Here is a 23,096-nt window from a genome sequence, read left to right as displayed (position 1 = left end):
GGCGGTTTTTTNTCTCTGGAAGGCGGGCCGAACCTGAGCTACGCGAAGGGCAGCCGCACGGCGTCCCTGCAGGGTGCAGCGGGTCAGCGTTTCGGCGTTGACGACGGTCAGAAAGGCGGCAGCGTGAACGGCATGGCGCAGGCCGGGGTGAGCTACAGTTCAGACAACACCCGGATGGGGGTGGATGCGTACAGCTGGAAAGAAGACGGCATCAGCGACAAGGGCTTTATGCTGAACGTTAAACACCATTTCTGATAACAGCCAGAGTGGGTAAAAGCAGAACCGCCGGAGTGATTTCCGGCGGTTTTTTGCTGATGAGCGTCACGCCTGTTTTACCGGTGCGATTGATCAGGCCTGCGCTATCGGGCATTTCAGGCGTTGTCATCACCCCAACGGATATCACGCCCGTGCGGTTCGGTGAGATCCTGCCACGGACCGACAGAGATAATCCCCGTTGGGTTGATCGTCTTATGACTGCGGAAGTAGTGATTACGGATGTGGTCAAAATTCACGGTCTCTGCAATGCCCGGCATCTGATAAATGTCACGCAGGAATCCGTAAAGATTGAGGTAATCGCTGATTCGGTGCTTGTCACATTTAAAGTGGGTAACATAGACCGGATCAAAGCGCACCAGCGTTGTCCACAGTCGAATATCCGCCTCTGTTAACCGATCGCCGGTCAGATAGCGATGCTGTCCCAGGATCTGCTCAAGACGCGCCAGGGAGGTAAAGACATTTTCTACTGCCTCATCATAAGCCGCCTGGCGGGTTGCGAATCCGGCTTTATAAACGCCGTTATTCACATTGTCGTAAATCCAGCTGTTCAGCTCGTCTATTTTACCGCGCAGTTCGGTTGGGTAGTAATCCCCGGCCTTTGCGCCCAGCCCGTCGAATGCGGTGTTAAACATGCGGATGATTTCGGCAGACTCATTGCTGACGATGGTGTGATTCTTTTTGTCCCACAGAACCGGTACGGTGACGCGACCGCTGTAGTGCGGATCCGCGTGCAGATAGAGTTGATAGAGAAATTCATGCTGATACAGCGTGTCGCCCGTCGCCGCCGGAAAGTCATCGTTGAAGGTCCAGCCATTTTCCAGCATCAGTGGATTGACCACTGAGACAGAGATAAAGGGCTCCAGACCTTTGAGTTTACGCAGAATCAGCGTGCGATGCGCCCACGGACAGGCGAGCGAGACATACAGATGATATCTGTCTTTTTCGGCGGCAAAACCCCCTTCGCCAGATGGACCCGGCGCGCCGTCAGAAGTGAGCCAGTTACGGAAAGCCGAAGCAGAACGCTGAAATTTGCCACCGGTGGATTTGGTGTCGTACCAGGTGTCATGCCAGACGCCGTCAAGTAGTTGTCCCATTTTCTCTCTCCTGTACCCATCGTGTTTCAGGCTGCTTCTTTGTTGGCTGTTCAAATTCGTTCCTGACGAATTTGTCCCACTCTTGCCCGCCCCGAAGCCACCCGACATCCAAAGGGTGTTAATAGCAAAAACGAGGGGTCAGCCCCCTCGCTTTTTATTTCAGTATAGTGTGCTTACCACTTTTTATTCAGCAGACGGTCGATACTGAATGCACCCGGACCGGTGATACCCAGCAGCAGGAAGCCGCCAGCGATGGTCAGGTTTTTCATAAACATCAGCGAGTTCACGCCTTCAGCAAAGTTGCTGTGGAAAATGAATGCGGTCAGCAGGGTGAAACCTGCGGTAAACAGCGCGGTAGTACGCGTCAGGAAGCCAAACAGAATCGCCAGACCGCCGCCAAATTCAAGCAGAATGGTCAGCGGCAGCAGGAATCCCGGTACGCCCATGGCCTCCATATACTGTTGGGTCCCTGCATATCCGGTGATTTTTCCCCAGCCCGCGGTAATAAACAGGATTGGCATCAGAATACGCGCTACCAGTACACCAACATCTTCTAATTTTTTCATCTTACTCTCCAGGAAACCCTTCAGGCGGCTGTTTTTGTTTTTTGTGCAATTTCACGGCGTAGCGCGTCGTTGCGTTCGATGGAGAGAATCATAAACGTGGCTTATGGGAATTGTTAGCAAGGAAAACTGTCAATATTATTCAAAGATTTTGAGGTATAACCGGAAGGGGAGTGGGCTTAATCGCCAGATTTCGGCCCGATAAGCAAAGCGCTATCGGGCCGTAAAACGAAAAGAAAATTAACGCAGCTGCTGCTGTCGGAGCGTGGATTTCACCAGACGCCAGGCGCTCCAGACGCCAAAACCACGCCTTGCCCAGCGGATGAGCATATTGGGGTGACGAATCGTCCAGACCGCCATCACGCTACTGCCGACCAGCGCCCAGGAGCGCAGGCTGAGCAGCGTGTTCCAACCGCGATCGTAGGCACCCGTGGTTTCCAGCCAGTCGCGACGGCTGGCTGCAAGATCCAGCCTTTGCTGCTGGATCTCACTGAGCAGTCGGGCCTTACGCTGTTCACGTTCGACTTTACCGCTCACGGCTATCCTCCTCGAGAATTTGCCTGTCGTTTGCCAGTTCATGACGCGTATGGCGTAGCAGAGTCGACGTGCGCGCTTTGCGCAATGTCCATAACCCGCCAGTCAGCGCCAGAGCCAGCAGCACGACGGTGGTGGCAATCATCGCGTTGAGACGATACTGCGGATCAATAGCCCAGATAATCAACACCATCAGGCTCATCAACCCAAAAGCCGCAAAAAGCATGGTGAGACCCAGCATCAGCAGCATCTGGAAGAGGTTCGCTTTCTCCTCTTCCAGCTCAACGACGGCCAGCCGCAGACGGGTTTCCACCATTTCAACAATAATGGTAACCATCCGCTGCCCGATTCCGAGAACGCTTTTACCGGGCCCTTGCGTGTGATGAGTATCCGCCATGATTAACGACGCGACAGCAGAACGCCCAGCACCACGCCAACGGCAGCGCCAATACCTACGCCAGTCCACGGATTTTCTCGCACATAGTCATCGGCGCGAGCCGCCGCTTCACGGGTCTGTTTGGCAATGGCGTCGCCGGTTTCACCCAGACGATAGCGGCTCTCTTTCAGCGCGCGTTCGGCCTTACTACGAATCTTACTCAACTCTTCTTTCGATTTATCGCCAGAGGAGCTCAGCACCTCTTCAAGCGTATCGGCCAGGGATTTCAACTCAGCGCGCAGATGTTCCGACGTGTTATCTTTCGACATAGTTTTCTCCAGGTGAGTAAGGGGTTACCGTTAGGTTTAGTAGTCGCGGGCCTCAAGTTCTTTTAGCTCTGCCTGAGCTTCAGCCAGCTTACGTTCGCGTTTCGCAATTTTATCCGCATCGCCTTTTTGCTTCGCCTCGGCTAAATCACGCTCACGTTCAGCGATTTCTTCTTTCTGCTCGGCGATTTTTTCCTGGTGGTCAGCACGCAGCTTGCTGTCAGTACAATGGGCCTGGACTTCGCTGAGCGCTTTTTTCAGACCGTTAATGCGATTCTGGTTATTGTGCTTTTCGGCGTAGCTGATTTCCTTCTGGATATCCTGCTCTTTTTCCTGACAAAGGGTATTAGCGTAGCTGCCAGCACTGAGAGTGAAAAGGGTAATAGCTAAAGCGATGCGGTATTTCATTCTTGAACCTTCCGTTGTGACTCGAACCCAAATGAGGGGATCGATGATCCAGATGATAAAGCGGCGAACAATCTCGCCGTCTTATCAATCATAGCCATAAATCAGCGAAATCACCAAAGTGAGTGATATGATTCGGATTCCTGGTCATTATCCGAAGCGGTGAGAGCTGTCCCGTAAACGGGTCAGCCACTGGACGGCCTGACTGTCATCATCCTGTTGGGCGATGATATAACCCTGTGGCAGCGTCTTGTCGAGAACGACCTTTGCGGCAGCGCTTTGCGTGCTGGAGTCGAAGGTGATTAGCAGGGCGTCATCTTGCGGAGTGATACTTTTAAAACGAATGCCGTTGGCATCAAGATGGTGCCAGATGGAGAATCCATCCGGCATTGCCGCACCCTGATTAACGGCGCGAATAGCCAGCGTCGATTCCTGCTGGCGAATGGCTGACCAGGCCAGTAGCATGACGCCAATCAGCATCAGAAAGGAGGTGGTCCAGGCCAGTTGTCGGAGCGTGATGCGTGGTTTCAGCATACGTTATCCCCGATCCCCGAATTTCTTTTTCCACAGCACGACCAGTGAACCCGCCAGTCCAAATATCAGCAGCACCACCGGGAGCAGCATCAGGCAGGACATCAGCTGATCTTCATATTTCTGGAATACCGGCGTCTTACCTAACAGATAGCCCAGCGTGGTCAGAATCAGCACCCATAGCAAACCGCTCATCCAGTTAAAGAACTGAAAGCGTGCATTGTTGAGTCCGGATAGCCCGGCAATCGTCGGCAGCAGCGTTCTGACGAAGGCGATAAAGCGGGCAATCAACAGCGCCGACAGGCCATGCTTATGAAAAAGGTGATGTGCGCGTTGATGATAGTGCGCGGGCAGGTGTGACAACCAGTTTTGTACGATACGGGTGTTGCCCAGCCATCGCCCCTGAATATAGCTAAGCCAACAGCCGAGGCTGGCCGCGGTGGTCAGGAGCAGGACCGTTTGCGGAAATCCCATCGCCCCTTTGGAGATCAATACGCCCACCAGAACCAGTAAACTATCGCCGGGTAAAAAGGCCGCAGGAAGCAACCCGTTTTCCAGAAACAAAATCATAAACAAAACAAAGTAGAGCATGCCAATCATTGAAGGGTTGGCCAGCGTTTCAAAATCCTGCGCCCACAGGGCATGCAGTAATTGGGTCAAAAGTTCCATTCAGTGTTCCAGGTCGAATTGGTTAACGTCACGCCGGTATAGGGAGTTTGCATTGCCGCATCATTATTAATGATTTTTAGCTGGAGTGCGGGAAGGCGCAAATTCGCGGCCTGAACTATTCCTTGTGAAATTGAGAAGTAAGCAAGTACTAACAAGCATAAATTCAAAGTGCATCCAATTGTAACAAAGGTCAACGTAGTCCGTTATAGAAATTACATGTCCCTGGCGTCTGATTTTGCTGATCGCAAAGAGGGGTGGCGAGAGGATTTACACAGGCTGACACTTTATACCTAATGCTTACTGAAATACCGCCAACAGGCGCAACGGCGCGCCTGTCGGAAGAAGAATATTTATTTCATCCCATTGGCGGCGGTATCGAGATTAACGACCGGGTTTTCGGTAAAAAGATAGCGATCCGCGTTGAACTCGAAATCATCGCTGGTTTCGTTAAACAACATGATTTTTGTATTCTCAAGGTGCTGCCACATCGCCAGCTTTGCCGCATTGGGATCTTTGCGGATCAGGGCTTTAAGGATCTGGTCGTGGTCATCGCACCAGTTATCGACGGTACGTGAATCGATATGCTCGTGCAGCTTCTTCCAGTAGGGGTTATGGCTACGCTGAGTCCACATTTTTTCCACGATAGCGGCCAGCGCGGAGTTTTGCGTGGCCAGCGCGACCTGGATATGGAACTGCAGGTCCCATTCTGAGTCGCGGAAGCATTTTTCGTTGCGCGCTTGTTCCTGAATCGTCATCAATTTCATGATGTCTTGCTTGGTGACCTGCGTGGCGGCAAATTCGGCAATGTTGCTTTCAATAAGTTGACGGGCCTGAAGCAGCTCGAAAGGACCATAATTGGCAAACTCAAGGGATTCGTCGGTTGTCTGCTGATGACGCGATTGATTTGAAATGACGTGGATCCCGGAACCTTTGCGAACCTCCACGAACCCTTCTACTTCGAGCATGATGATGGCTTCGCGAACCACGGTGCGGCTGACGTTTTTTTCGTCGGCGATAAAGCGCTCGGCGGGGAGTTTGTCACCTACAAGGTAGACTCCCTGTTCAATGCGCTCTTTCAGATCAGCAGCAAGTTGTTGGTATAAACGTCGTGGTTCAGTGATTTCCATATGCGCTCCAGGCATGATACGGCAGACTATATTTGTTATACCACTTTAGCGAGTCTGGCTCCACCCGGGAAGACGAAAAAGCCGCCTGTTAACAGGCGGCTATCGCGGTAATTAATCACTTACTGTGTCAGGTCAATTTTGCGTGGCAGGATCGTGGGTATGTGGACTGGGATCGATCTCGCTGGCGGGTTTGTTTTGCAGCACCGTCCAGATAACCAACGCCCCGAGCAGGTCAAACACCGCCAGCACCGCGAACAGCGGGCTGAAGCCAATGGTATCCGCCAGGGCGCCAACCACCAGTGCGAACAGTGTGCTCGCCAGCCAGGCGGACATCCCGGTCAGACCGTTCGCCGTCGCCACTTCGTTACGACCAAAGACGTCAGAAGAGAGCGTAATCAGTGCGCCGGACAGCGCCTGGTGAGCAAAGCCACCCACGCACAGCAGGGCAATGGCGATATACGGGCTGGTAAACAGGCCGATCATCCCTGGGCCAATCATCAACAGCGCGCCCATGGTCACGACCATCTTACGGGAAACAATCAGGTTCACGCCAAACCAGCGCTGGAACAGCGGCGGCAGGTAACCCCCGAGAATGCAGCCGAGGTCGGCAAACAGCATAGGCATCCAGGCGAACATGGCAATTTCTTTCAGGTTAAAGCCGTAGACTTTAAACATGAACAGCGGGATCCACGCGTTGAAGGTACCCCAGGCCGGTTCTGCGAGAAAGCGCGGCAGCGCGATGCCCCAGAACTGGCGGTTACGCAGGATCTGCCCGACGGACATTTTCTTTTTACTACCGTTTTTGTGCTGCGCTTCCTGACCATTCAGGATGTAGTCACGTTCTTCATCGGTCAGTTTTTTCTGGTCGCGCGGGTGTTTATAGAAAATCAGCCACGCCATTGCCCAGATGAAGCTCAGAGCACCAGAAATAATGAACGCCATTTGCCAGCTGTGCATGACGATAGCCCAGACTACCAGTGGCGGCGCGATCATCGCACCAATGGAAGAACCCACGTTGAAGTAGCCTACAGCAATGGAACGTTCTTTTGCCGGGAACCATTCAGAACTGGCCTTCAGTCCCGCCGGGATCATCGCCGCTTCCGCGGCACCCACTGCGCCACGTGCCAGCGCCAGACCGCCCCAGCTCCCTGCCAGCGCCGTTGCGCCGCAGAAGACGGCCCACAGGACGGCGAACATCGCGTAGCCGACTTTCGTACCCAGAACGTCAAGTACGTAACCGGCAACGGGTTGCATAATGGTGTAAGCAGCAGAATAGGCCGCGATGATATAGGAATACTGTTGGGTGGAGATGTGCAACTCTTCCATCAGAGTCGGCGCAGCTGCCGCCACAGTGTTACGCGTCAGGTAACCCAGCACGGTGCCAAGCGTCACCAGTGCAATCATATACCAACGTAACCCTTTAATTTTACGCATGGAAAACCTCATCGTTTTGTTATTTCCGCAAGGAATGCGGTCATCCCCCAGCCAGGGCGCGGGGAGGTTATTTACGACGGGGTAACCGAAAAAAACCGGTACGCCCGAACGTTGCCATTAATTTAATTGTGCTAATTCGGTTTCCTTACCGGTCAATCCGATGCTGAATCATCGGTAACTTTTTTATTCGGTCGGCTTATGTATCGCGACGGCAGAAAGATAACTTGTCATACAACTTTAAAAGGTGAGTGCCATCACAAAAGTGTGATTCTTAGCAGGGTCATTATTTCGATTAGATAACGCCAGAATTGGCGCGGTCTGGGAGGTTGTTTACCTCTTTGCGCGTAATTAATTTGTTGGCATTTATTGATCTATCTCACGAAAATATCCTCTGACTATGGAAATTGGTGTGATAACTTTGTCAGCATCGCACCATAAGCAATCAGACGCACTCGTTGAGAGGAAGACGATAATGACCCCGTTTATGACTGAAGATTTTCTGTTAGATACCGAATTTGCCCGCCGTCTGTACCATGACTACGCCAAAGACCAGCCTATTTTCGATTACCACTGCCATCTGCCGCCCCAGCAGATCGCGGAAAATTACCGTTTCAACAATCTGTATGACATCTGGCTGAAAGGCGATCATTACAAATGGCGTGCAATGCGTACCAACGGCGTTGCTGAACGTCTGTGTACCGGGGATGCTTCCGATCGCGAGAAATTTGACGCGTGGGCGGCGACCGTACCGCATACGATTGGTAACCCGTTATATCACTGGACGCACCTCGAACTGCGCCGTCCGTTTGGTATCACAGGCGAATTGCTTTCTCCGTCTACAGCGGATGCGATCTGGGATCGGTGCAATGAACTGCTGGCGCAGGATACGTTCTCCGCACGCGGCATCATGCAGCAGATGAACGTGAAGATGGTCGGTACTACCGACGATCCGATCGACTCTCTGGAGCACCATGCATCGGTTGCGAAAGACAGCACTTTCTCCATCAAAGTGCTGCCGAGCTGGCGTCCGGATAAAGCCTTCAATATTGAGCAGGCAACCTTTAACGATTACATGGCGAAACTGGGTGAGGTTTCTGATACCGAGATTCGTCGCTTCGTCGACCTGCAAACCGCACTGACCAGACGCCTGGATCACTTTGCCGCTCACGGCTGTAAAGTCTCCGATCACGCGCTCGATGTGGTGATGTTTGCCGAAGCGAATGAAGCTGAACTGGACAGCATTCTGGCGCGTCGCCTGGCGGGTGAAACCCTGAGCGAGCGCGAAGTGGCGCAGTTCAAAACGGCCGTTCTGGTATTCCTGGGCGCTGAATATGCACGCCGTGAGTGGGTGCAGCAGTACCATATTGGTGCGTTGCGTAACAACAACCAGCGTCAGTTCAAACTGCTGGGGCCGGACGTTGGTTTCGACTCTATCAACGACCGTCCGATGGCGGAAGAGTTGTCCAGACTGCTCAGCAAGCAGAACGAAGAGAATCTGCTGCCGAAAACCATTCTGTACTGCCTGAACCCGCGCGATAACGAAGTGCTGGGAACCATGATTGGCAACTTCCAGGGGGAAGGGATGCCGGGCAAGATGCAGTTCGGTTCCGGCTGGTGGTTTAACGATCAGAAAGACGGTATGGAACGTCAGATGACCCAGCTGGCGCAGCTTGGTCTGCTGAGCCGCTTTGTGGGGATGCTAACCGACAGCCGTAGCTTCCTGTCTTACACCCGTCACGAATATTTCCGGCGCATTCTGTGTCAGATGATTGGCCGTTGGGTTGCCGCGGGTGAAGCGCCTGCCGACATTCAGCTGCTGGGTGAGATGGTGAAAAATATTTGCTTTAACAATGCGCGTGATTACTTCGCCATTGAACTGAACTAAGGTCCGGGGTTGATATGCTATACATCAAGATCCATGCGCAGGATAACGTTGCGGTAGCGCTGGCCGATTTGGCGCAGGGTACTCAGGTGAGCGTCGATAACCAAACCGTCACGCTTCTTCAGGACGTCGCGCGCGGGCACAAATTTGCGCTGAGCGACATTGCGCGTGATGAAAACGTCATCAAGTATGGTCAGCCGATTGGTCATGCCCTGACGGATATTACGGCAGGTGAACATATTCACGCCCATAACACCCGCACCAATCTGAGTGATTTGGACGAGTATAGCTATCAACCCGATTTTCAGGATCTTGCTGCCCAGGCGGCCGATCGTGAGGTTCAGATCTATCGTCGTGCGAACGGGGATGTGGGGGTGCGCAATGAGCTGTGGATCCTGCCAACGGTGGGTTGCGTCAACGCAATGGCACGTCAGATGCAGACCCGTTTTCTGAAAGAGACGAATGACGCCGAAGGTATTGACGGCGTTCACCTCTTCAGCCACACCTACGGCTGCTCACAGCTGGGGGACGATCACATCAACACCCGGACGATGCTGCAAAACATGGTCCGTCATCCGAATGCGGGGGCTGTGCTGGTGGTTGGCCTGGGCTGCGAAAACAACCAGGTTGATGCTTTCCGTGAGACGCTGGGTGACTTCGATCCTGCGCGCGTGCACTTTATGGTTTGCCAGCACCAGGATGATGAGGTTGAAGCGGGGATTGAACACCTTCATCAGTTGTACGATGTGATGCGTCAGGACAAACGCGAACCGGGCAAGCTGAGCGAACTGAAGTTTGGTCTTGAGTGCGGCGGTTCTGACGGGTTATCCGGGATCACCGCCAACCCAATGCTCGGACGTTTCTCTGACTACGTGATTGCAAATGGCGGCACCACCGTGCTGACGGAAGTGCCGGAAATGTTCGGCGCTGAACAACTGCTAATGAGCCAGTGTCGTGACGAAGAAACCTTCGGCAAGCTGGTTACCATGGTGAATGATTTCAAACAGTACTTCATTGCCCATGAGCAGCCCATTTATGAGAACCCGTCGCCGGGTAACAAAGCGGGCGGGATCACCACGCTGGAAGATAAATCTCTGGGCTGCACGCAAAAAGCGGGCTCCAGCCAGGTGGTGGACGTACTGCGCTATGGCGAACGCCTGAAGACCCACGGCCTGAATCTGCTCAGCGCGCCGGGTAACGATGCGGTTGCGACCAGCGCCCTGGCGGGAGCTGGCTGCCACATGGTGCTGTTCAGTACCGGACGCGGGACGCCATACGGCGGTTTTGTGCCGACGGTGAAAATTGCCACCAACAGTGAGCTGGCAGCGAAGAAAAAACACTGGATCGACTTTGACGCCGGGCAGTTGATCCACGGTAAAGCCATGCCGCAGCTGCTGAGCGAGTTTGTTGATACGATCGTCGGGTTTGCCAATGGCAAGCAGACCTGTAACGAGCGTAATGACTTCCGTGAACTGGCAATTTTTAAGAGCGGCGTGACGCTATAATTACCCTTCATTTTGTGCACCGCAGCGGTGTTGTCTGCGTTCGCCCACCCCGGTGACTTACTCATGTAAGTTTCCGGGGATGAGCGAACTTGCCGCCTTGCTGTGGCACAAAATCTTTTGGGTAAAACCGCTTAAGGTGGAATTAAAAAACGGCGTATCCTGACATGGAGCGCCGTTTGTATTTTTATTTCCTGACAAGGATCTTCCATGACCGCGTATTGGCTGGCCCAGGGCGTAGGTGTCATCGCCTTTTTGATCGGTATTACCACCTTTTTCAACCGCGATGAACGTCGCTTCAGGTTGCAGCTTGCTGTCTATAGCGCCATCATCGGCGTGCACTTCTTTCTGATGGGGGCGTATCCGGCGGGCATGAGCGCCGGGCTGAATACCATACGCACGCTGGTGTCGATGCGTACCCGCAGACTGTGGGTGATGGTCGTGTTTATCATCCTGACGCTGGTGCTTGGGCTGGCGAAGCTACAGCACGCGATGGAAATCTTGCCCATTATCGGGACGCTCGCCAGTACCTGGGCGCTGTTCCGCTGTAAGGGGTTAACCGTTCGCTGCGTGATGTGGTGCGCGACAGCCTGCTGGGTGGTTCACAATTTCTGGCTGGGCTCAATTGGCGGCACGATGATTGAGGGCAGTTTTTTGGTGATGAATGGTCTGAACATCATTCGTTTCTGGCGCATGAAACGACGCGGAATCGATCCCTTCAAAATTGAAAAAAGTGCCCAGGAAGAGTCTCCCTCCGCACGTTAACGGAGGGAGAAGAGGCGTGAGTTAGCTACTCAGAGCGTTGTTTGCCAGACGTTCGTCTTCAGCCTGACAGGCTGCGGCGGTAAACAATACGTCGGTGGAGGAGTTCAACGCGGTTTCACAGGAGTCCTGCAGTACGCCGATAATAAAGCCGACCGCGACCACCTGCATGGCGATATCGTTAGGAATGCCAAACATATTGCACGCCAGTGGGATCAGCAGCAGCGACCCCCCCGCAACGCCTGATGCGCCGCAGGCGCACAATGATGCCACCACGCTTAACAACAGGGCCGTCGGGAGATCCACAGGCACGCCCAGCGTATGAACCGCAGCCAGCGTTAATACGGTGATCGTGATCGCGGCCCCGGCCATGTTGATGGTCGCCCCCAGCGGGATAGAAACGGAATAAGTATCGCGATCGAGATTCAGTTTTTCACACAGCGCCATATTGACGGGAATATTGGCGGCGGAGCTGCGGGTGAAGAAAGCATAGACGCCACTCTCACGCAGACAGGCCAGAACCAGCGGATAGGGGTTACGGCGAATCTTCCAGAATACCAACAGCGGGTTGATAACCAGCGCCACCAGAGCCATACAGCCAATCAGCACCAGCAGCAGCTGCGCATAGCCCCACAGTGTCTCAAAACCTGTGGTGGCGAGTGTCGAAGAGACCAGGCCAAAGATACCAATCGGCGCAAAACGAATCACCAGTTTCACCATAAAGGTGACGGCGTTCGCCATATCATTAACCAGATTTTTGGTCGTTTCATTACCGTGACGCAACGCAAAACCTAACCCCACAGCCCACACCAGAATGCCGATATAGTTGGCGTTAAGCAGGGCAGCGATCGGGTTCGCCACCATGCTCAGCAGCAGGCCGTGCAGAACTTCAACGATACCGGATGGCGGCACGATATCTGTCGCACTGCTGGTCAGATGCAGCGTTGAAGGGAAGGCGAAGCTGAATACAACAGCGGTGAGCGCTGCGGAGAACGTCCCCAGCAGATAGAGAAACAGAATAGGACGGATATTGGTTTTTTGTCCTTGCTGATGGTTGGCGATTGACGCCATGACCAGCATTAATACCAGTATCGGCGCCACGGCTTTTAAAGCCCCGACGAACAACGTACCGAGTAAACCAACGGCTTCTGCTGCCGGTTTAGAAACCAGCGCCAGTAAAATCCCCAGTACCAGACCCACCAGAATTTGTTTAACCAGGCTTCCCTGAGCCAAACGCCAGAGCAGCCCCGACGAGCGTTGCGTAGTCATTTGATGATCCTTTTATTGTGTTGTTGCTCATCCTTTGTGCGTTCTGTGGACGCATCTTTCTGGATGTAACAAAGTGTTTGCCTGAATGAGTATAAGGAAAGATCACTATTGGGGAAGCGTAAAGTGCTAAAATTTACGCTTTGTGTCATGGTTTTTAACTGATTTTTCACATTCAGGGCCGGGTAAGCTTAGCGCTCCCCGGCCAGTGGATTACTGCTTCTGCTGTTTTTTATCGTGCTGATGGTTGACCCATGCGTTGACGATAAGCGTCAGCGTCAGAATGCCAAACACCACGCCCAGCGAAATGGCAACAGGAATATGGTAGAAGTCGACAATCAGCATTTTGATACCAATAAACATCAGAATCAGCGACAGACCATATTTGAGCATCGAGAAACGCTCCGCCACACCGGCCAACAGGAAATACATCGCACGCAGACCGAGAATGGCAAACAGGTTGGAGGTCAGGACGATGAACGGGTCGGTGGTGACCGCGAAGATCGCCGGAATGCTGTCGACGGCGAAAATCACGTCACTCAGCTCAACCAGAATCAGCACCAGCATCAGCGGCGTGACGAACAGAAGCCCCTTTTTACGCACGAAGAAGTGTTCGTTTTCAATGGTGTCGGTCATGCGCAGGTGGCTTCGCAGCCAGCGAACCAGGGGTTTGTCGCCAATACCGGATTCATCCTCTTTTGCCAGCGCCATCTTCACGCCGGTGAACAACAGGAAGGCGCCAAACACGTACAACATCCATTCGAACTGGGTGATAAGCCAGCTTCCCGCAAAGATCATGATAGTACGCAGGACGATCGCACCCAGTACGCCGTACACCAGCACCCGGCGTTGTAGCGCAGGCGGTACGGAGAAGTAGCTGAACAGCATCAGCCAGACAAAGACGTTATCAACCGCCAGAGATTTCTCGATCAGATAGCCGGTGAGGAACGCCAGCGCTTGCGGATCTGCCACGGCTCGTCCCTGGGTTTCAGCCAGGTACCACCAGAACGCGGCGTTGAACAGTAATGAGAGCGTCACCCAGACCAGGGACCATACCGCTGCCTGTTTCATCGACATGGTTTGCGCGCCGCGACGTCCCTGGAGCAGAAGGTCGATAGCCAGCATAATCACCACAACGACTGCGAATCCGCCCCATAACAACGGTGTGCCGACAGTATTCATAGAATTTCCTTACACATAAAAAAAACGACCAACGTCAGAAGACGTCAGCCGCTGCTTTTTCTATGCATAGACCTCGCCTTCCGGCAAGGTCTCACTTACAACAAGAAAGGAATACGGTGTCGCATTCCTGTTTTGTTGCCCGGTGACCGGATGTGTTTTTTTTCACACATCGTAATGACGATCGACCGGCAATGAAGTTACTCCCCTTTGCGGGGAACAAAATATGACAGGCCATCGATCCAGTCAATGGCCTGTTACATCTCTTTTACATTGTTTTACGCAGTGGCCTCGGGATTCACGCTGTCTGCCGGGAAAACCACGCCGGTCTGGCGACGGATTTCCGTTAACAGCTTCGCGGTAATACGGCTCACTGCAATACCGGGATGATTGACCTCATTGGTTTCCACCCGTTGGGCGAAGGCCTCAGCCTCATACAGCATAGTATTGATGTGCTGAGGTTGGGTGAGCTCCTGCGTTTTCCCGCCACGCGGCACGAAACACACTTTCTGGCATTCGGAGAGCTTTTCAATAACCAGGGAACCGGCTTCTCCCTGAATCTCGCTTGCCAGTACCGAGTCACTCACTTTGGAATGCTGCAGGGTGACGCTGAAATCACCGTAATCCATCACCACCACGCCGTGGGCATCAACGCCGCTCTCCAGCAGGCTGGCGCAAGCCTGTACGCCACGCGGTTCACCCCATAGCGCTACCGCTGAAGCCAGACAGTAAAAACCGATATCCATAATCGAGCCGTTGGAGAAGGCTGGGTTGAAGGTATTTGGGTTTTCACCGTCCAGATAGCGCTGATAACGAGAGGAGTACTGACAGTAGTTGAGGAATGCTTTGCGCAGGGGGCCCACTTTCGTCAGTGACTGCTGTAGCAGCAGGAAGTTAGGCAGGCTGGCGGTTTTAAAGGCCTCAAACAGCACCACCTGATTTTCACGGGCACAGGCGATAGCCGCCTCGACTTCCGCCAGATTTGATGCCAGCGGTTTCTCGCAAATGACATGCTTCTTATGACTGAGGAATAGCTGAGTTTGCGGAAAGTGCAGGGAATTCGGGCTGGCAATGTACACCGCATCAATCGCATCGCTTTGCGCCATCTCGTCCAGCGAGGTAAACAGGTGTTCGACGAGGTAATCATTAGCGAAACTCTGCGCCTGTTCAAGGCTGCGGGAGTAAACTGCGGTTAGCTTATATCTGCCGGTTTCATGGGCGGCATCCACAAACTGGCGGGTGATCCAGTTTGTGCCAATCACTGCGAAACGTATCATAAATGCCTTCGTGCTCCATAAAGGGAATCTTTTGCCAATTTATACATAAATAATCCGAGTTGCGGGACAAAACGCGTCGTCGTTTTGAACAGCGCTTGCGCTGGCCCCACAGGGCGAGGTCCAGGGATGGGCCGGGTAACAAAGCCTACGCATCAGCAACTTGAAGTATGACTTGTATAGCATGTCTTGATGACAAAGCCAGTGCGCTAGTGCGCACTCTGGCATTTTACTCGCGCACCGGTTAACCGATTTCTGAGCGACGATAGTGATGCTGTTTTCGCCGTGGCAAAAGGCGGTTTTCAGTTATTTTGCGTCAGCGCGAGATGCGTCAGCCACAGGCGGGTATCAAACTCCAGCTGGTGATACTGCGGTTCCATATGGCAGCAAAGTTGATAAAAAGCTTTGTTGTGCTCTTTTTCCTTCAGGTGCGCCAGCTCATGCACCACAATCATGCGCAGAAACGGCTCCGGCGCGTGACGAAACACCGTCGCGACGCGGATCTCAGCTTTGGCTTTCAGCTTGCCGCCCTGAACGCGCGATACCGCGGTATGCAGTCCCAGCGCATTTTTCAACACGTGTATCTTATTGTCGTACATCACTTTATTAATCGGCGGGGCATTACGCAGAAACTGGTTTTTCAGATCCTGGGTATATTGCCAGAGCGCCTTATCGGTGGCGAAGTCGTGCGTTCCCGGATAGCGTTTCTCCAGTACCGCGCCAAGCCGCTGCCCGGCAATCAGCGTGCGCACCTGGGAAAGCAGATCCTCCGGGTATCCCTGGAGGTAGGTTAGTTGGCTCATGTTTGCCTATACCAATCATAAAAAGTGTATACTCACGCACCCTTTTCAGGGATAACGCCGCAATTTTACCATTCAGGAGGGCCGATGAGCCACACAGACAACGGTTTCCGTTCACTGACACTAAAACGTTTTCCAAAGACGGATGACGTTAACCCACTGCTGGCGTGGGAAGCGGCGGATGAATATCTGCTGCAACAGCTGGACGATACTGCGATTAGCGGTCCGGTGCTGATCCTGAATGATACCTTCGGCGCGCTGGGCTGTGCGCTGGCGCAACATTCGCCGTACAGCATTGGCGATTCTTACTTAAGCGAGCTGGCGACGCGTGAAAACCTGTGCCATAACGACATCGCGGAGTCCAGCGTCAAATTTCTCGACAGCACCGCGGAATATCCGCAGGCGCCGGGCGTGGTGCTGATTAAGATCCCCAAAACGATGGCGCTGCTGGAGCAACAGCTGCGCGCGCTGCGCAACGTGGTGACACCACAAACGCGAATTATCGCCGGGGCGAAAGCCCGCGATATTCACACGTCGACGCTGGAGCTGTTTGAAAAGGTGCTGGGTCCAACCACTACCACGCTGGCGTGGAAGAAAGCGCGCCTGATTAACTGCACGTTCAGCAAGCCTGAGCTGGCCGACACCTCTCTGACCCTGAGCTGGAAACTGGAAGGCACCGACTGGACTATCCACAACCACGCTAACGTCTTCTCCCGTACCGGGCTGGATATCGGCGCGCGCTTTTTTATCGAGCATCTGCCGGAAAATCTGGAAGGCGAGATTGTTGACCTCGGCTGCGGTAACGGCGTGATTGGGATGACGCTTTTAGAGAAAAACCCGCAGGCAAGCGTGGTATTTGTTGATGAATCCCCGATGGCGGTGGCTTCCAGCCGTCTGAACGTGGAAACCAACCTGCCGGACGCGCTGGATCGCTGCGAATTTATGATTAACAACGCGCTGTCCGGCGTTGAGCCGTTCCGCTTTAACGCGGTGCTGTGCAACCCGCCGTTTCATCAGAAGCATGCGCTGACCGATAACATCGCCTGGGAGATGTTCCACCACGCTCGTCGCTGCCTGAAGATCAACGGTGAGCTGTATATTGTGGCGAACCGTCACCTCGACTACTTCCACAAGCTGAAGAAGATTTTCGGCAACTGCGTCACCATTGCCACCAACAATAAGTTTGTGGTGCTGAAATCAGTGAAGCTGGGACGTCGTCGTTAACCAGATAGCAGGAACGTCACGCCTGTTCTGCCGGATAGCTCGCTTGCGGCTTATCCGGCTTATAAAACACAAATTTTCAGCATGTTACGCGTGACGCCATCGGGCTGTTTCATATCTCCAGCGCCAGACGGGTGCCCTGAGCAATTGCCCGGCGGGCATCCAGTTCTGTCGCAACATCGCATCCGCCAATCAGATGTACCGTTTTACCGGCATGGCGTAGCGGATCGACGAGATCCCGTGCGGGCTCCTGGCCTGCACAAATCACCACATGATCCACGTTTAGCGTCTGCGGTTCTCCATTGATTAATATGTGCAACCCTTCGTCATCGATCTTCTGATAACTCACCGCCGGGATCATCTTCACGCCGCGAGAGAGCAGGGTAGTGCGGTGGATCCATCCGGTGGTTTTGCCCAGCCCCTCGCCCGGCTTGCTGGCCTTGCGCTGTAGCATCACAATTTGTCGCGAGCCTGGTGCCTGGTGCGGCCCTTCCGGGCGCAGACCGCCAGCCTGTTGCAGGCTGGTGTCGATCCCCCACTCTACGCAAAACTCAGCGATACTCTGGCTGGTCGGGTCGCCGGACTGGCTGAGATACATGGCGGTGTCAAAGCCGATCCCGCCGCAGCCAACGATCGCCACGCGTTTACCCACGGGCGCTTTATCGCGGAGTACCTCAAGGTAAGTCAGCACCTTCGGGTGATCGATTCCCTCGATTGGCGGCTTACGCGGTTTGATGCCACTGGCGAGGATCACCTCATCAAACGGCTGAAGATCGTTTGCGCTCACCCGTTGGTTGAGCTTCAGGGTGACGCCGGTGACCTCGATCATTCGCCGGTAATAGCGCAGCGTCTCATAAAATTCCTCTTTGCCGGGGATCTGTCTGGCAATAGTAAACTGCCCGCCGATCTCAGCGTTCGCATCAAACAGCGTCACATGATGTCCCCGCGCCGCGGCATTAATCGCAAACGCCAGCCCGGCGGGGCCAGCGCCGACGACGGCCAGGTTTTTGATCCGCGTGGCCGGAACGATCGGCATTTTGGTTTCGTGGCAGGCGCGTGGATTCACCAGGCAAGAGGTGACTTTGCCGACGAAGATTTGATCCAGACAGGCCTGGTTGCAGCCAATGCAGGTGTTGATCTCATCGGCACGTCCCGACTGCGCTTTTGACAACAGTTCGGCATCCGCCAGAAACGGGCGCGCCATCGATACCATATCCGCATCACCACGCGCCAGAATGTCATCGGCGACTTGAGGATCGTTAATGCGGTTGGTGGTAACTAATGGGATCGTGACGTGACCTTTCAGCTTGCGCGTCACCCAGCTAAAAGCCCCGCGCGGCACCGCCGTGGCGATCGTCGGAATACGCGCTTCATGCCAGCCGATCCCCGTATTGATGAGTGTTGCGCCAGCCGCTTCAATCGCCTGCGCCAGCTGCACGGTTTCATCAAAGGTGCCGCCGTTCTCTACCAGATCGAGCATCGACAGGCGGTAGATAATAATAAAATCGTTCCCGACACGCTGGCGCACCGCCCGCACCACCTCAATGGCAAAACGCATCCGGTTGCCGTAATCGCCGCCCCATTCGTCGTCGCGCTGGTTGGTGCGCAGGGTGAGAAATTCGTTGATCAGATAGCCTTCCGAACCCATAACCTCCACCCCGTCATAACCCGCTTCCCGCGCCAGCTGTGCGCAATGGGCAAAGTCCTCAATCAACTGCTCTATCTGAGCGTGGCTGAGCTCGTGGGGGGTAAAACGGTTGATGGGCGCGCGGATTGCCGAAGGCGCTACCAGCTGTGGCTGATAGCTGTAGCGGCCGGTGTGCAGGATTTGCAGCGCGATTTTGCCACCCGCATCGTGAACCGCATCGGTAACCACGCGATGATGGGGGAGCTGGCTGGCATCGTTGAGCAGCGCGCCGCCCTCCATCACCACCCCGGAGGAGACCGGCGCAATACCGCCAGTGACAATCAGGGCGACACCGTGCCGGGCACGCTCGGCGTAGAAAGCCGCCAGGCGTTCGACGCCATCGGGATGCTCTTCCAGTCCGGTGTGCATCGAACCCATCAGCACACGGTTTTTAAGCCGGGTAAAGCCCAGATCGAGCGGGGCGAACAGCGACGGATAGCTCATAAGGGTGTCCCGTATGTAAAATTATTGTTATGTGGTCGGATGAGTGACTAATTTAGCCGTCGCGGCGTAAAAGGGAAAAGGGGAATGCAATGATTGTGATGGGATTCAAAAAATGCCCCTGCGGGCGCAAGGGCGTGTAGGTCAGAACGCCAGTCGTTTCCCCAGACCGTCAAAGAGGTGCAGGTGTGACTCCTGTACGGTGAGCGTAAGCGGGGTATCCGGCATGAAGCTAAGCTGTTGAAAAGACTTCAGGCACACGGGGTGGCCGGCCAGATCCAACCACACCAGCGTGGAATCGCCCTGTAATTCACACAGCCGGGTACGCCCCTGCAACGTGAAATCCCCGGTCTGCTGGTACTGCATATGCTCCGGGCGGATGGCGACAAACAGTTTGTCCCCGTCGCTGACGCCTGCGGGCTGACGGGTGAGGCGGAAGACGAGGTTATCGGCGATATGCAGCGCGCCTTCGCGCCATACCGCTGGCAGAACATTGATTTTCGGCGTGCCGATAAACTCAGCGACGAACAGGTTTGCCGGGGTGTTATACAGCTCCAGCGGCGTGCCCACCTGCTCAATTTTTCCCTTGTAAAGCACCACGATGCGATCGGCCAGCGTCATCGCCTCCACCTGATCGTGCGTTACATAGATCATGGTGTTTTTCAGGGTGTTATGCAGCTGCTGGATCTCCTGGCGCATCCCGACCCGCAACGCGGCATCCAGGTTAGACAGCGGTTCATCAAACAGAAACAGTTCCGGTTGCTGGACAATAGAACGCCCGATCGCCACGCGCTGGCGCTGTCCGCCTGAGAGATTCTGCGGCAGCCTGTCCAGCATCTCTTCCAGCTTCAGCATGCTGGCGGCGTGAGCGACCCGCTTATCAATCCCGGCGGCGGGCATGTTGATATTACGTAAACCGAATGACAGATTTTCCCTGACGGTCATATGCGGGTAGAGGGCGTAGGACTGAAACACCATCGACAGGTTGCGTTTACCCGCCGCAAGCCTGGTGACCTCTTTTCCCCCCATGACCAGTTTACCGCCGTCGGGGATTTCCAGTCCGGCGATGATCCGCAGCAGCGTGGATTTCCCGCATCCGGAAGGGCCAACCAGCACAATGAATTCCCCGGAGGCGATCTCCAGCGACAGATTTTCAATGATGGTGTTCTTGCCCCAGACTTTATGAATATTGCTCAGGCTTAGCGCGGTCATAACCTCTCCTTGTCAGAATCCCAGGCTGTAATCAGCGTTAAAAGTTCATCGGTTTTGCGCGCCAGCAGTGCCGTATCCGCGCGGGTTTCCACGTTCAGGCGCAGCAGCGGCTCGGTGTTGGAGGCGCGTAAGTTGAAGCGCCAGCCAACGAAGTCGATGCTCAACCCGTCACAATCGTCACGCAGGCCGCCGGCTTGCAGATAGTGAGCGGCAATGGATTGCATGATCGATTGCGGATCGGCCACCGTCAGATTGATTTCGCCGGAAACCGGAAAGCGCTCCTGGGCGTGTTCGATATACGCCGACAGCGGACGGCTGTCGCTGCCGATAATTTGCAGCATCAATACCAGTGGGATCATCCCGCTGTCGCAGTAGCCAAAATCGCGGAAGTAGTGGTGGCCGCTCATTTCTCCGCCGTAGACCGCATCCTCTTCGCGCATCCGCGCTTTGATAAAGGCGTGCCCTGTTTTGCTGATAATCGCCTTGCCGCCGCCGTTGCTGACCGTTTCCAGCGTATTCCACGTCAGGCGGGGATCGAGGATCACCGTACTGCCCGGCATCTGTTGCAGGAAATGGCGGGCGAACAGCGCCACCAGGTAGTAGCTTTCGATGAACTCGCCGCGTTCGTCAAAGAAGAAGCAGCGATCAAAATCGCCATCCCAGGCGACGCCGAAATCGGCCTGATGGGCGATAACGGCCCGCTGCGTCACCCGCCGATTTTCTTCCAGCATCGGATTCGGCACGCCCGCCGGGAAATGACCGTCAGGCTGATGGTGCAGACGGATAAATTCAATATCCATGCCGTGGGATTGCAGGGCGCCGTCGAGGGCATCCAGCGCCGGACCGGCGGTTCCGTGCCCGGCGTTGACCACAACGCGCAGCGTGCGGCGCGGTGGGCGGCTCAGGAAGCGCAGCAGGCAGGCAATCCAGGCGGGGCGATTATCATAAGGGATGAGGCTGCCGTGTCTGACTATCGGCGCAAAGCGGTTCTGCTCCGCCAGCGCTTTTATCTCCAGCAGGCCGTTGTCATTACTGATCGGACGCGCCTCTTCGCGCACCAGCTTCATACCATTGTACTGCGCCGGATTATGGCTGGCGGTAATCTGAATGCCGCCGTCGGCACGCAGTTCCCGGGTGGCGAAGTAGATCTCTTCGGTGCCTGACAGACCAATGTCGATAACATCCACGCCGCTGGAAATCAGCCCGTCGGTCACGGCGGATTTTAATGATTCCGAGCTAAGGCGAATGTCGGCACCGACCACCACCCGGCGCGGATGGCGCCAGGCGGCGTAGGCGCGACCGATACGAAAGGCGATATCCGGCGTCAGGTTGACGCCAACCTCACCGCGAATGTCGTAGGCTTTAAAACAGGTTAGTTCATCCATAATCCACTCTTCTGTAATTAATGAGTCAGGCTGACTCCCGAATGATGAGCTGGTAAGGCAATTCATAGTGGGTCACCGGTCCCCTGGTGAGCAGCAATTTGACGGCCATTTCCCCTTTCTTTTCCGCGTCTTGCGCGATGGTGGTCAGGCGCATTCCCGCCACATCCACGGCAAGATTATCGAAACCGGTAACGGCAACCCGCTGCGGGACCGCCAGCTGCTGCCGTTGGCAGTAGTGGATCGCGCCGACGGCGAAGCGATCGGAAAGGCAGATCAGCGCAGTGATCTCCGGATGGGTTTCCAGTAACGCTTTGGCCGCCTTTTCGCCGTGTTCTTCATCGTGTCGGGTTTGATACAGCCAGCACGTTTCAAGGGCGAAGCCGCGCTGCCGGAAAACCTCCCGGCAGGCATTCACGCGGGAGAGCATCAGCAGGTTGTCGCCGGTGACGGGGGCGGTCAGATCGCACATTCCCTGCGCCGGGGGCTGTGACGGAAAGGCGATGATGCCGAAATGCCGGTGACCTTTATCGGCCAGATAGCGGGCAATATCGCGCATGGCGCAGGCGTTATCGATGGAGACGCTGCTGTGGTCGGGAAACTGAAAATCGAGCGTGACCACCGGACGTCCGTGAGCCAGCGCGTGCTGGATCATGGCCGCATTGTTATGCGTGGCGTTGAGAATATAGCCATCAACCAGGGTGTTGAGCGGCGTCTGTTGCCGCTTACGCAAAGGGATCAAGACCAGATTGACGTTTTGTTCTTCACACTGGACGGCGATCCCCCGCATCAGCGCAATGTCGTGGGGATCGATAAACACGTAACTCATAGAGTCGTTGAATATCACGCCGATGGTGTCAGATTTGCCGGTACGCAGCGCGCGCGCCAGCTTGTCCGGTCCCTGAAAGCCAAGCTCGCTGGCATATTGCAAAATTCGCTGGCGCAGCTCCGGGGATAATTTTTCCGGATTATTCCATGCGTTCGACACCGTGGTATGGGAAATACCCATAACTTTGGCCAATGATTTTATCGTAATACGTTTCTTATCTTTATTATCATTAACGTTTATTTTCATTTTTAATATATTTGCTGGGGTTATATATTTGCGTGAATTATTTATTTCTGTCGTCCATTGCGTTGAACGTTGATGCAA

Annotated in this window: 22 protein-coding genes and 1 pseudogene; 5 read left to right on the top strand and 18 right to left on the bottom strand. The window is 54.5% G+C overall.

The genetic code is table 11. The features are described from left to right. Positions 1 to 12: 12 nt before the first annotated feature. Positions 13 to 255 (top strand): annotated as a pseudogene (locus tag C3432_RS28375) (hypothetical protein); the annotation flags it as partial. Positions 256 to 371: 116 nt separating this feature from the next. On the opposite strand, the gene C3432_RS16320 reads toward C3432_RS28375, so the two are convergent. The 10 genes from C3432_RS16320 to C3432_RS16275 form a co-directional block, all read right to left on the bottom strand. Then, on the bottom strand, positions 372 to 1,370 hold the full coding sequence (locus C3432_RS16320) for a glutathione S-transferase family protein (protein ID WP_103777601.1): 999 nt from the start codon (positions 1,368 to 1,370) through the stop codon (positions 372 to 374). A 173-nt stretch (positions 1,371 to 1,543) separates the two neighbouring features. Further along, a complete protein-coding gene (locus C3432_RS16315; RefSeq protein ID WP_181012933.1) occupies positions 1,544 to 1,936 on the bottom strand; it encodes a DoxX family protein in 393 nt (130 codons plus the stop codon). Positions 1,937 to 2,173: 237 nt separating this feature from the next. Then, positions 2,174 to 2,470, bottom strand: a complete 297-nt coding sequence (locus C3432_RS16310) for a YqjK-like family protein (RefSeq protein WP_103777600.1) — start codon at positions 2,468 to 2,470, stop codon at positions 2,174 to 2,176. After that, a complete protein-coding gene (locus C3432_RS16305; RefSeq protein ID WP_103777599.1) occupies positions 2,460 to 2,864 on the bottom strand; it encodes a phage holin family protein in 405 nt (134 codons plus the stop codon). The genes C3432_RS16310 and C3432_RS16305 overlap by 11 nt, the downstream gene beginning before the upstream one ends. A gap of 2 nt (positions 2,865 to 2,866) precedes the next feature. After that, positions 2,867 to 3,172 carry a DUF883 family protein gene (locus C3432_RS16300; protein ID WP_103777598.1) on the bottom strand — a complete coding sequence of 102 codons (306 nt, stop codon included), beginning with the start codon at positions 3,170 to 3,172 and terminating at the stop codon, positions 2,867 to 2,869. Between the two features lie 36 nt (positions 3,173 to 3,208). Continuing rightward, entirely contained in the window at positions 3,209 to 3,577 is a 369-nt protein-coding gene (locus C3432_RS16295) for a DUF1090 domain-containing protein (protein WP_103777597.1), read from the bottom strand. 147 nt (positions 3,578 to 3,724) lie between these two features. Continuing rightward, positions 3,725 to 4,108, bottom strand: a complete 384-nt coding sequence (gene mzrA / locus C3432_RS16290; RefSeq protein ID WP_103777596.1) for an EnvZ/OmpR regulon moderator MzrA — start codon at positions 4,106 to 4,108, stop codon at positions 3,725 to 3,727. Between the two features lie 3 nt (positions 4,109 to 4,111). After that, a complete protein-coding gene (gene yqjA, locus C3432_RS16285) occupies positions 4,112 to 4,774 on the bottom strand; it encodes a DedA family general envelope maintenance protein YqjA (protein ID WP_103777595.1) in 663 nt (220 codons plus the stop codon). Between the two features lie 350 nt (positions 4,775 to 5,124). Then, the gene (gene exuR, locus C3432_RS16280) at positions 5,125 to 5,901 is read right to left on the bottom strand and encodes a transcriptional regulator ExuR (RefSeq protein WP_103777594.1); all 777 of its coding nucleotides are present in this window, start codon (positions 5,899 to 5,901) and stop codon (positions 5,125 to 5,127) included. Positions 5,902 to 6,033: 132 nt separating this feature from the next. Beyond that, positions 6,034 to 7,335 (bottom strand): MFS transporter, encoded by a 1,302-nt coding sequence (locus C3432_RS16275; protein ID WP_103777593.1) that lies wholly within the window; start codon positions 7,333 to 7,335, stop codon positions 6,034 to 6,036. 472 nt (positions 7,336 to 7,807) lie between these two features. Between C3432_RS16275 and uxaC the strand changes: the two genes are divergently transcribed. The 3 genes from uxaC (at position 7,808) to C3432_RS16260 (ending at position 11,484) form a co-directional block, all read left to right on the top strand. Beyond that, on the top strand, positions 7,808 to 9,220 hold the full coding sequence (uxaC, locus tag C3432_RS16270) for a glucuronate isomerase (protein WP_103777592.1): 1,413 nt from the start codon (positions 7,808 to 7,810) through the stop codon (positions 9,218 to 9,220). A 14-nt stretch (positions 9,221 to 9,234) separates the two neighbouring features. Further along, positions 9,235 to 10,722: a UxaA family hydrolase gene (locus C3432_RS16265; protein ID WP_103777591.1), complete on the top strand. Its 1,488-nt coding sequence runs from the start codon at positions 9,235 to 9,237 to the stop codon at positions 10,720 to 10,722. A 207-nt stretch (positions 10,723 to 10,929) separates the two neighbouring features. After that, on the top strand, positions 10,930 to 11,484 hold the full coding sequence (locus tag C3432_RS16260; protein ID WP_103777590.1) for a YgjV family protein: 555 nt from the start codon (positions 10,930 to 10,932) through the stop codon (positions 11,482 to 11,484). A gap of 21 nt (positions 11,485 to 11,505) precedes the next feature. Here C3432_RS16260 and sstT read toward each other — a convergent pair whose 3' ends face one another. From sstT to C3432_RS16240, 4 genes are all read right to left on the bottom strand, one after another. Beyond that, positions 11,506 to 12,750 (bottom strand): serine/threonine transporter SstT, encoded by a 1,245-nt coding sequence (gene sstT / locus C3432_RS16255; RefSeq protein WP_103777589.1) that lies wholly within the window; start codon positions 12,748 to 12,750, stop codon positions 11,506 to 11,508. Between the two features lie 210 nt (positions 12,751 to 12,960). After that, positions 12,961 to 13,929, bottom strand: coding sequence for a TerC family protein (locus tag C3432_RS16250; RefSeq protein ID WP_103777588.1), 969 nt, complete (start codon positions 13,927 to 13,929; stop codon positions 12,961 to 12,963). A 275-nt stretch (positions 13,930 to 14,204) separates the two neighbouring features. Further along, positions 14,205 to 15,203, bottom strand: coding sequence for a Gfo/Idh/MocA family protein (locus C3432_RS16245; RefSeq protein ID WP_103777587.1), 999 nt, complete (start codon positions 15,201 to 15,203; stop codon positions 14,205 to 14,207). 299 nt (positions 15,204 to 15,502) lie between these two features. Further along, positions 15,503 to 16,003 carry a M48 metallopeptidase family protein gene (locus C3432_RS16240; protein WP_103777586.1) on the bottom strand — a complete coding sequence of 167 codons (501 nt, stop codon included), beginning with the start codon at positions 16,001 to 16,003 and terminating at the stop codon, positions 15,503 to 15,505. A gap of 84 nt (positions 16,004 to 16,087) precedes the next feature. On the opposite strand from C3432_RS16240, the gene rlmG reads away from it, so the two are divergent. Then, a complete protein-coding gene (gene rlmG / locus C3432_RS16235) occupies positions 16,088 to 17,224 on the top strand; it encodes a 23S rRNA (guanine(1835)-N(2))-methyltransferase RlmG (RefSeq protein WP_103777585.1) in 1,137 nt (378 codons plus the stop codon). Positions 17,225 to 17,333: 109 nt separating this feature from the next. Here the strand turns inward: rlmG and C3432_RS16230 are convergent, their stop codons facing one another. From C3432_RS16230 to C3432_RS16215, 4 genes are all read right to left on the bottom strand, one after another. Continuing rightward, the gene (locus C3432_RS16230; RefSeq protein ID WP_103777584.1) at positions 17,334 to 19,352 is read right to left on the bottom strand and encodes an NADPH-dependent 2,4-dienoyl-CoA reductase; all 2,019 of its coding nucleotides are present in this window, start codon (positions 19,350 to 19,352) and stop codon (positions 17,334 to 17,336) included. A 141-nt stretch (positions 19,353 to 19,493) separates the two neighbouring features. Beyond that, entirely contained in the window at positions 19,494 to 20,561 is a 1,068-nt protein-coding gene (locus C3432_RS16225) for an ABC transporter ATP-binding protein (RefSeq protein ID WP_103777583.1), read from the bottom strand. Then, complete coding sequence (locus tag C3432_RS16220; RefSeq protein ID WP_103777582.1) at positions 20,558 to 21,946, bottom strand: phosphomannomutase CpsG; 1,389 nt, start codon at positions 21,944 to 21,946, stop codon at positions 20,558 to 20,560. Before C3432_RS16220 ends, C3432_RS16225 begins: the two co-directional genes overlap by 4 nt. A gap of 25 nt (positions 21,947 to 21,971) precedes the next feature. Next, complete coding sequence (locus tag C3432_RS16215) at positions 21,972 to 23,018, bottom strand: LacI family DNA-binding transcriptional regulator (protein WP_103777581.1); 1,047 nt, start codon at positions 23,016 to 23,018, stop codon at positions 21,972 to 21,974. Positions 23,019 to 23,096 lie beyond the last annotated feature (78 nt).

This window comes from Citrobacter amalonaticus, assembly GCF_002918555.1.
In the GTDB taxonomy this organism is placed as follows: Bacteria; Pseudomonadota; Gammaproteobacteria; order Enterobacterales; family Enterobacteriaceae; genus Citrobacter_C; species Citrobacter_C amalonaticus_A.
Note: the sequence above shows the minus strand (reverse complement) of the source record. Positions and strands in the feature narration are given on the sequence as shown.

Excerpts from the sequence above, each read along its gene's own strand:
- C3432_RS16320 (WP_103777601.1), bottom strand. The coding sequence starts at position 1,370 with ATGGGACAACTACTTGACGGCGTCTGGCATGACACCTGGTACGACACC.
- C3432_RS16315 (WP_181012933.1), bottom strand. The coding sequence starts at position 1,936 with ATGAAAAAATTAGAAGATGTTGGTGTACTGGTAGCGCGTATTCTGATG.
- C3432_RS16305 (WP_103777599.1), bottom strand. The coding sequence starts at position 2,864 with ATGGCGGATACTCATCACACGCAAGGGCCCGGTAAAAGCGTTCTCGGA.
- C3432_RS16300 (WP_103777598.1), bottom strand. The coding sequence starts at position 3,172 with ATGTCGAAAGATAACACGTCGGAACATCTGCGCGCTGAGTTGAAATCC.
- C3432_RS16295 (WP_103777597.1), bottom strand. The coding sequence starts at position 3,577 with ATGAAATACCGCATCGCTTTAGCTATTACCCTTTTCACTCTCAGTGCT.
- mzrA (WP_103777596.1), bottom strand. The coding sequence starts at position 4,108 with ATGCTGAAACCACGCATCACGCTCCGACAACTGGCCTGGACCACCTCC.
- yqjA (WP_103777595.1), bottom strand. The coding sequence starts at position 4,774 with ATGGAACTTTTGACCCAATTACTGCATGCCCTGTGGGCGCAGGATTTT.
- exuR (WP_103777594.1), bottom strand. The coding sequence starts at position 5,901 with ATGGAAATCACTGAACCACGACGTTTATACCAACAACTTGCTGCTGAT.
- C3432_RS16275 (WP_103777593.1), bottom strand. The coding sequence starts at position 7,335 with ATGCGTAAAATTAAAGGGTTACGTTGGTATATGATTGCACTGGTGACG.
- uxaC (WP_103777592.1), top strand. The coding sequence starts at position 7,808 with ATGACCCCGTTTATGACTGAAGATTTTCTGTTAGATACCGAATTTGCC.
- C3432_RS16265 (WP_103777591.1), top strand. The coding sequence starts at position 9,235 with ATGCTATACATCAAGATCCATGCGCAGGATAACGTTGCGGTAGCGCTG.
- C3432_RS16260 (WP_103777590.1), top strand. The coding sequence starts at position 10,930 with ATGACCGCGTATTGGCTGGCCCAGGGCGTAGGTGTCATCGCCTTTTTG.
- sstT (WP_103777589.1), bottom strand. The coding sequence starts at position 12,750 with ATGACTACGCAACGCTCGTCGGGGCTGCTCTGGCGTTTGGCTCAGGGA.
- C3432_RS16250 (WP_103777588.1), bottom strand. The coding sequence starts at position 13,929 with ATGAATACTGTCGGCACACCGTTGTTATGGGGCGGATTCGCAGTCGTT.
- C3432_RS16245 (WP_103777587.1), bottom strand. The coding sequence starts at position 15,203 with ATGATACGTTTCGCAGTGATTGGCACAAACTGGATCACCCGCCAGTTT.
- C3432_RS16240 (WP_103777586.1), bottom strand. The coding sequence starts at position 16,003 with ATGAGCCAACTAACCTACCTCCAGGGATACCCGGAGGATCTGCTTTCC.
- rlmG (WP_103777585.1), top strand. The coding sequence starts at position 16,088 with ATGAGCCACACAGACAACGGTTTCCGTTCACTGACACTAAAACGTTTT.
- C3432_RS16230 (WP_103777584.1), bottom strand. The coding sequence starts at position 19,352 with ATGAGCTATCCGTCGCTGTTCGCCCCGCTCGATCTGGGCTTTACCCGG.
- C3432_RS16225 (WP_103777583.1), bottom strand. The coding sequence starts at position 20,561 with ATGACCGCGCTAAGCCTGAGCAATATTCATAAAGTCTGGGGCAAGAAC.
- C3432_RS16220 (WP_103777582.1), bottom strand. The coding sequence starts at position 21,946 with ATGGATGAACTAACCTGTTTTAAAGCCTACGACATTCGCGGTGAGGTT.
- C3432_RS16215 (WP_103777581.1), bottom strand. The coding sequence starts at position 23,018 with ATGAAAATAAACGTTAATGATAATAAAGATAAGAAACGTATTACGATA.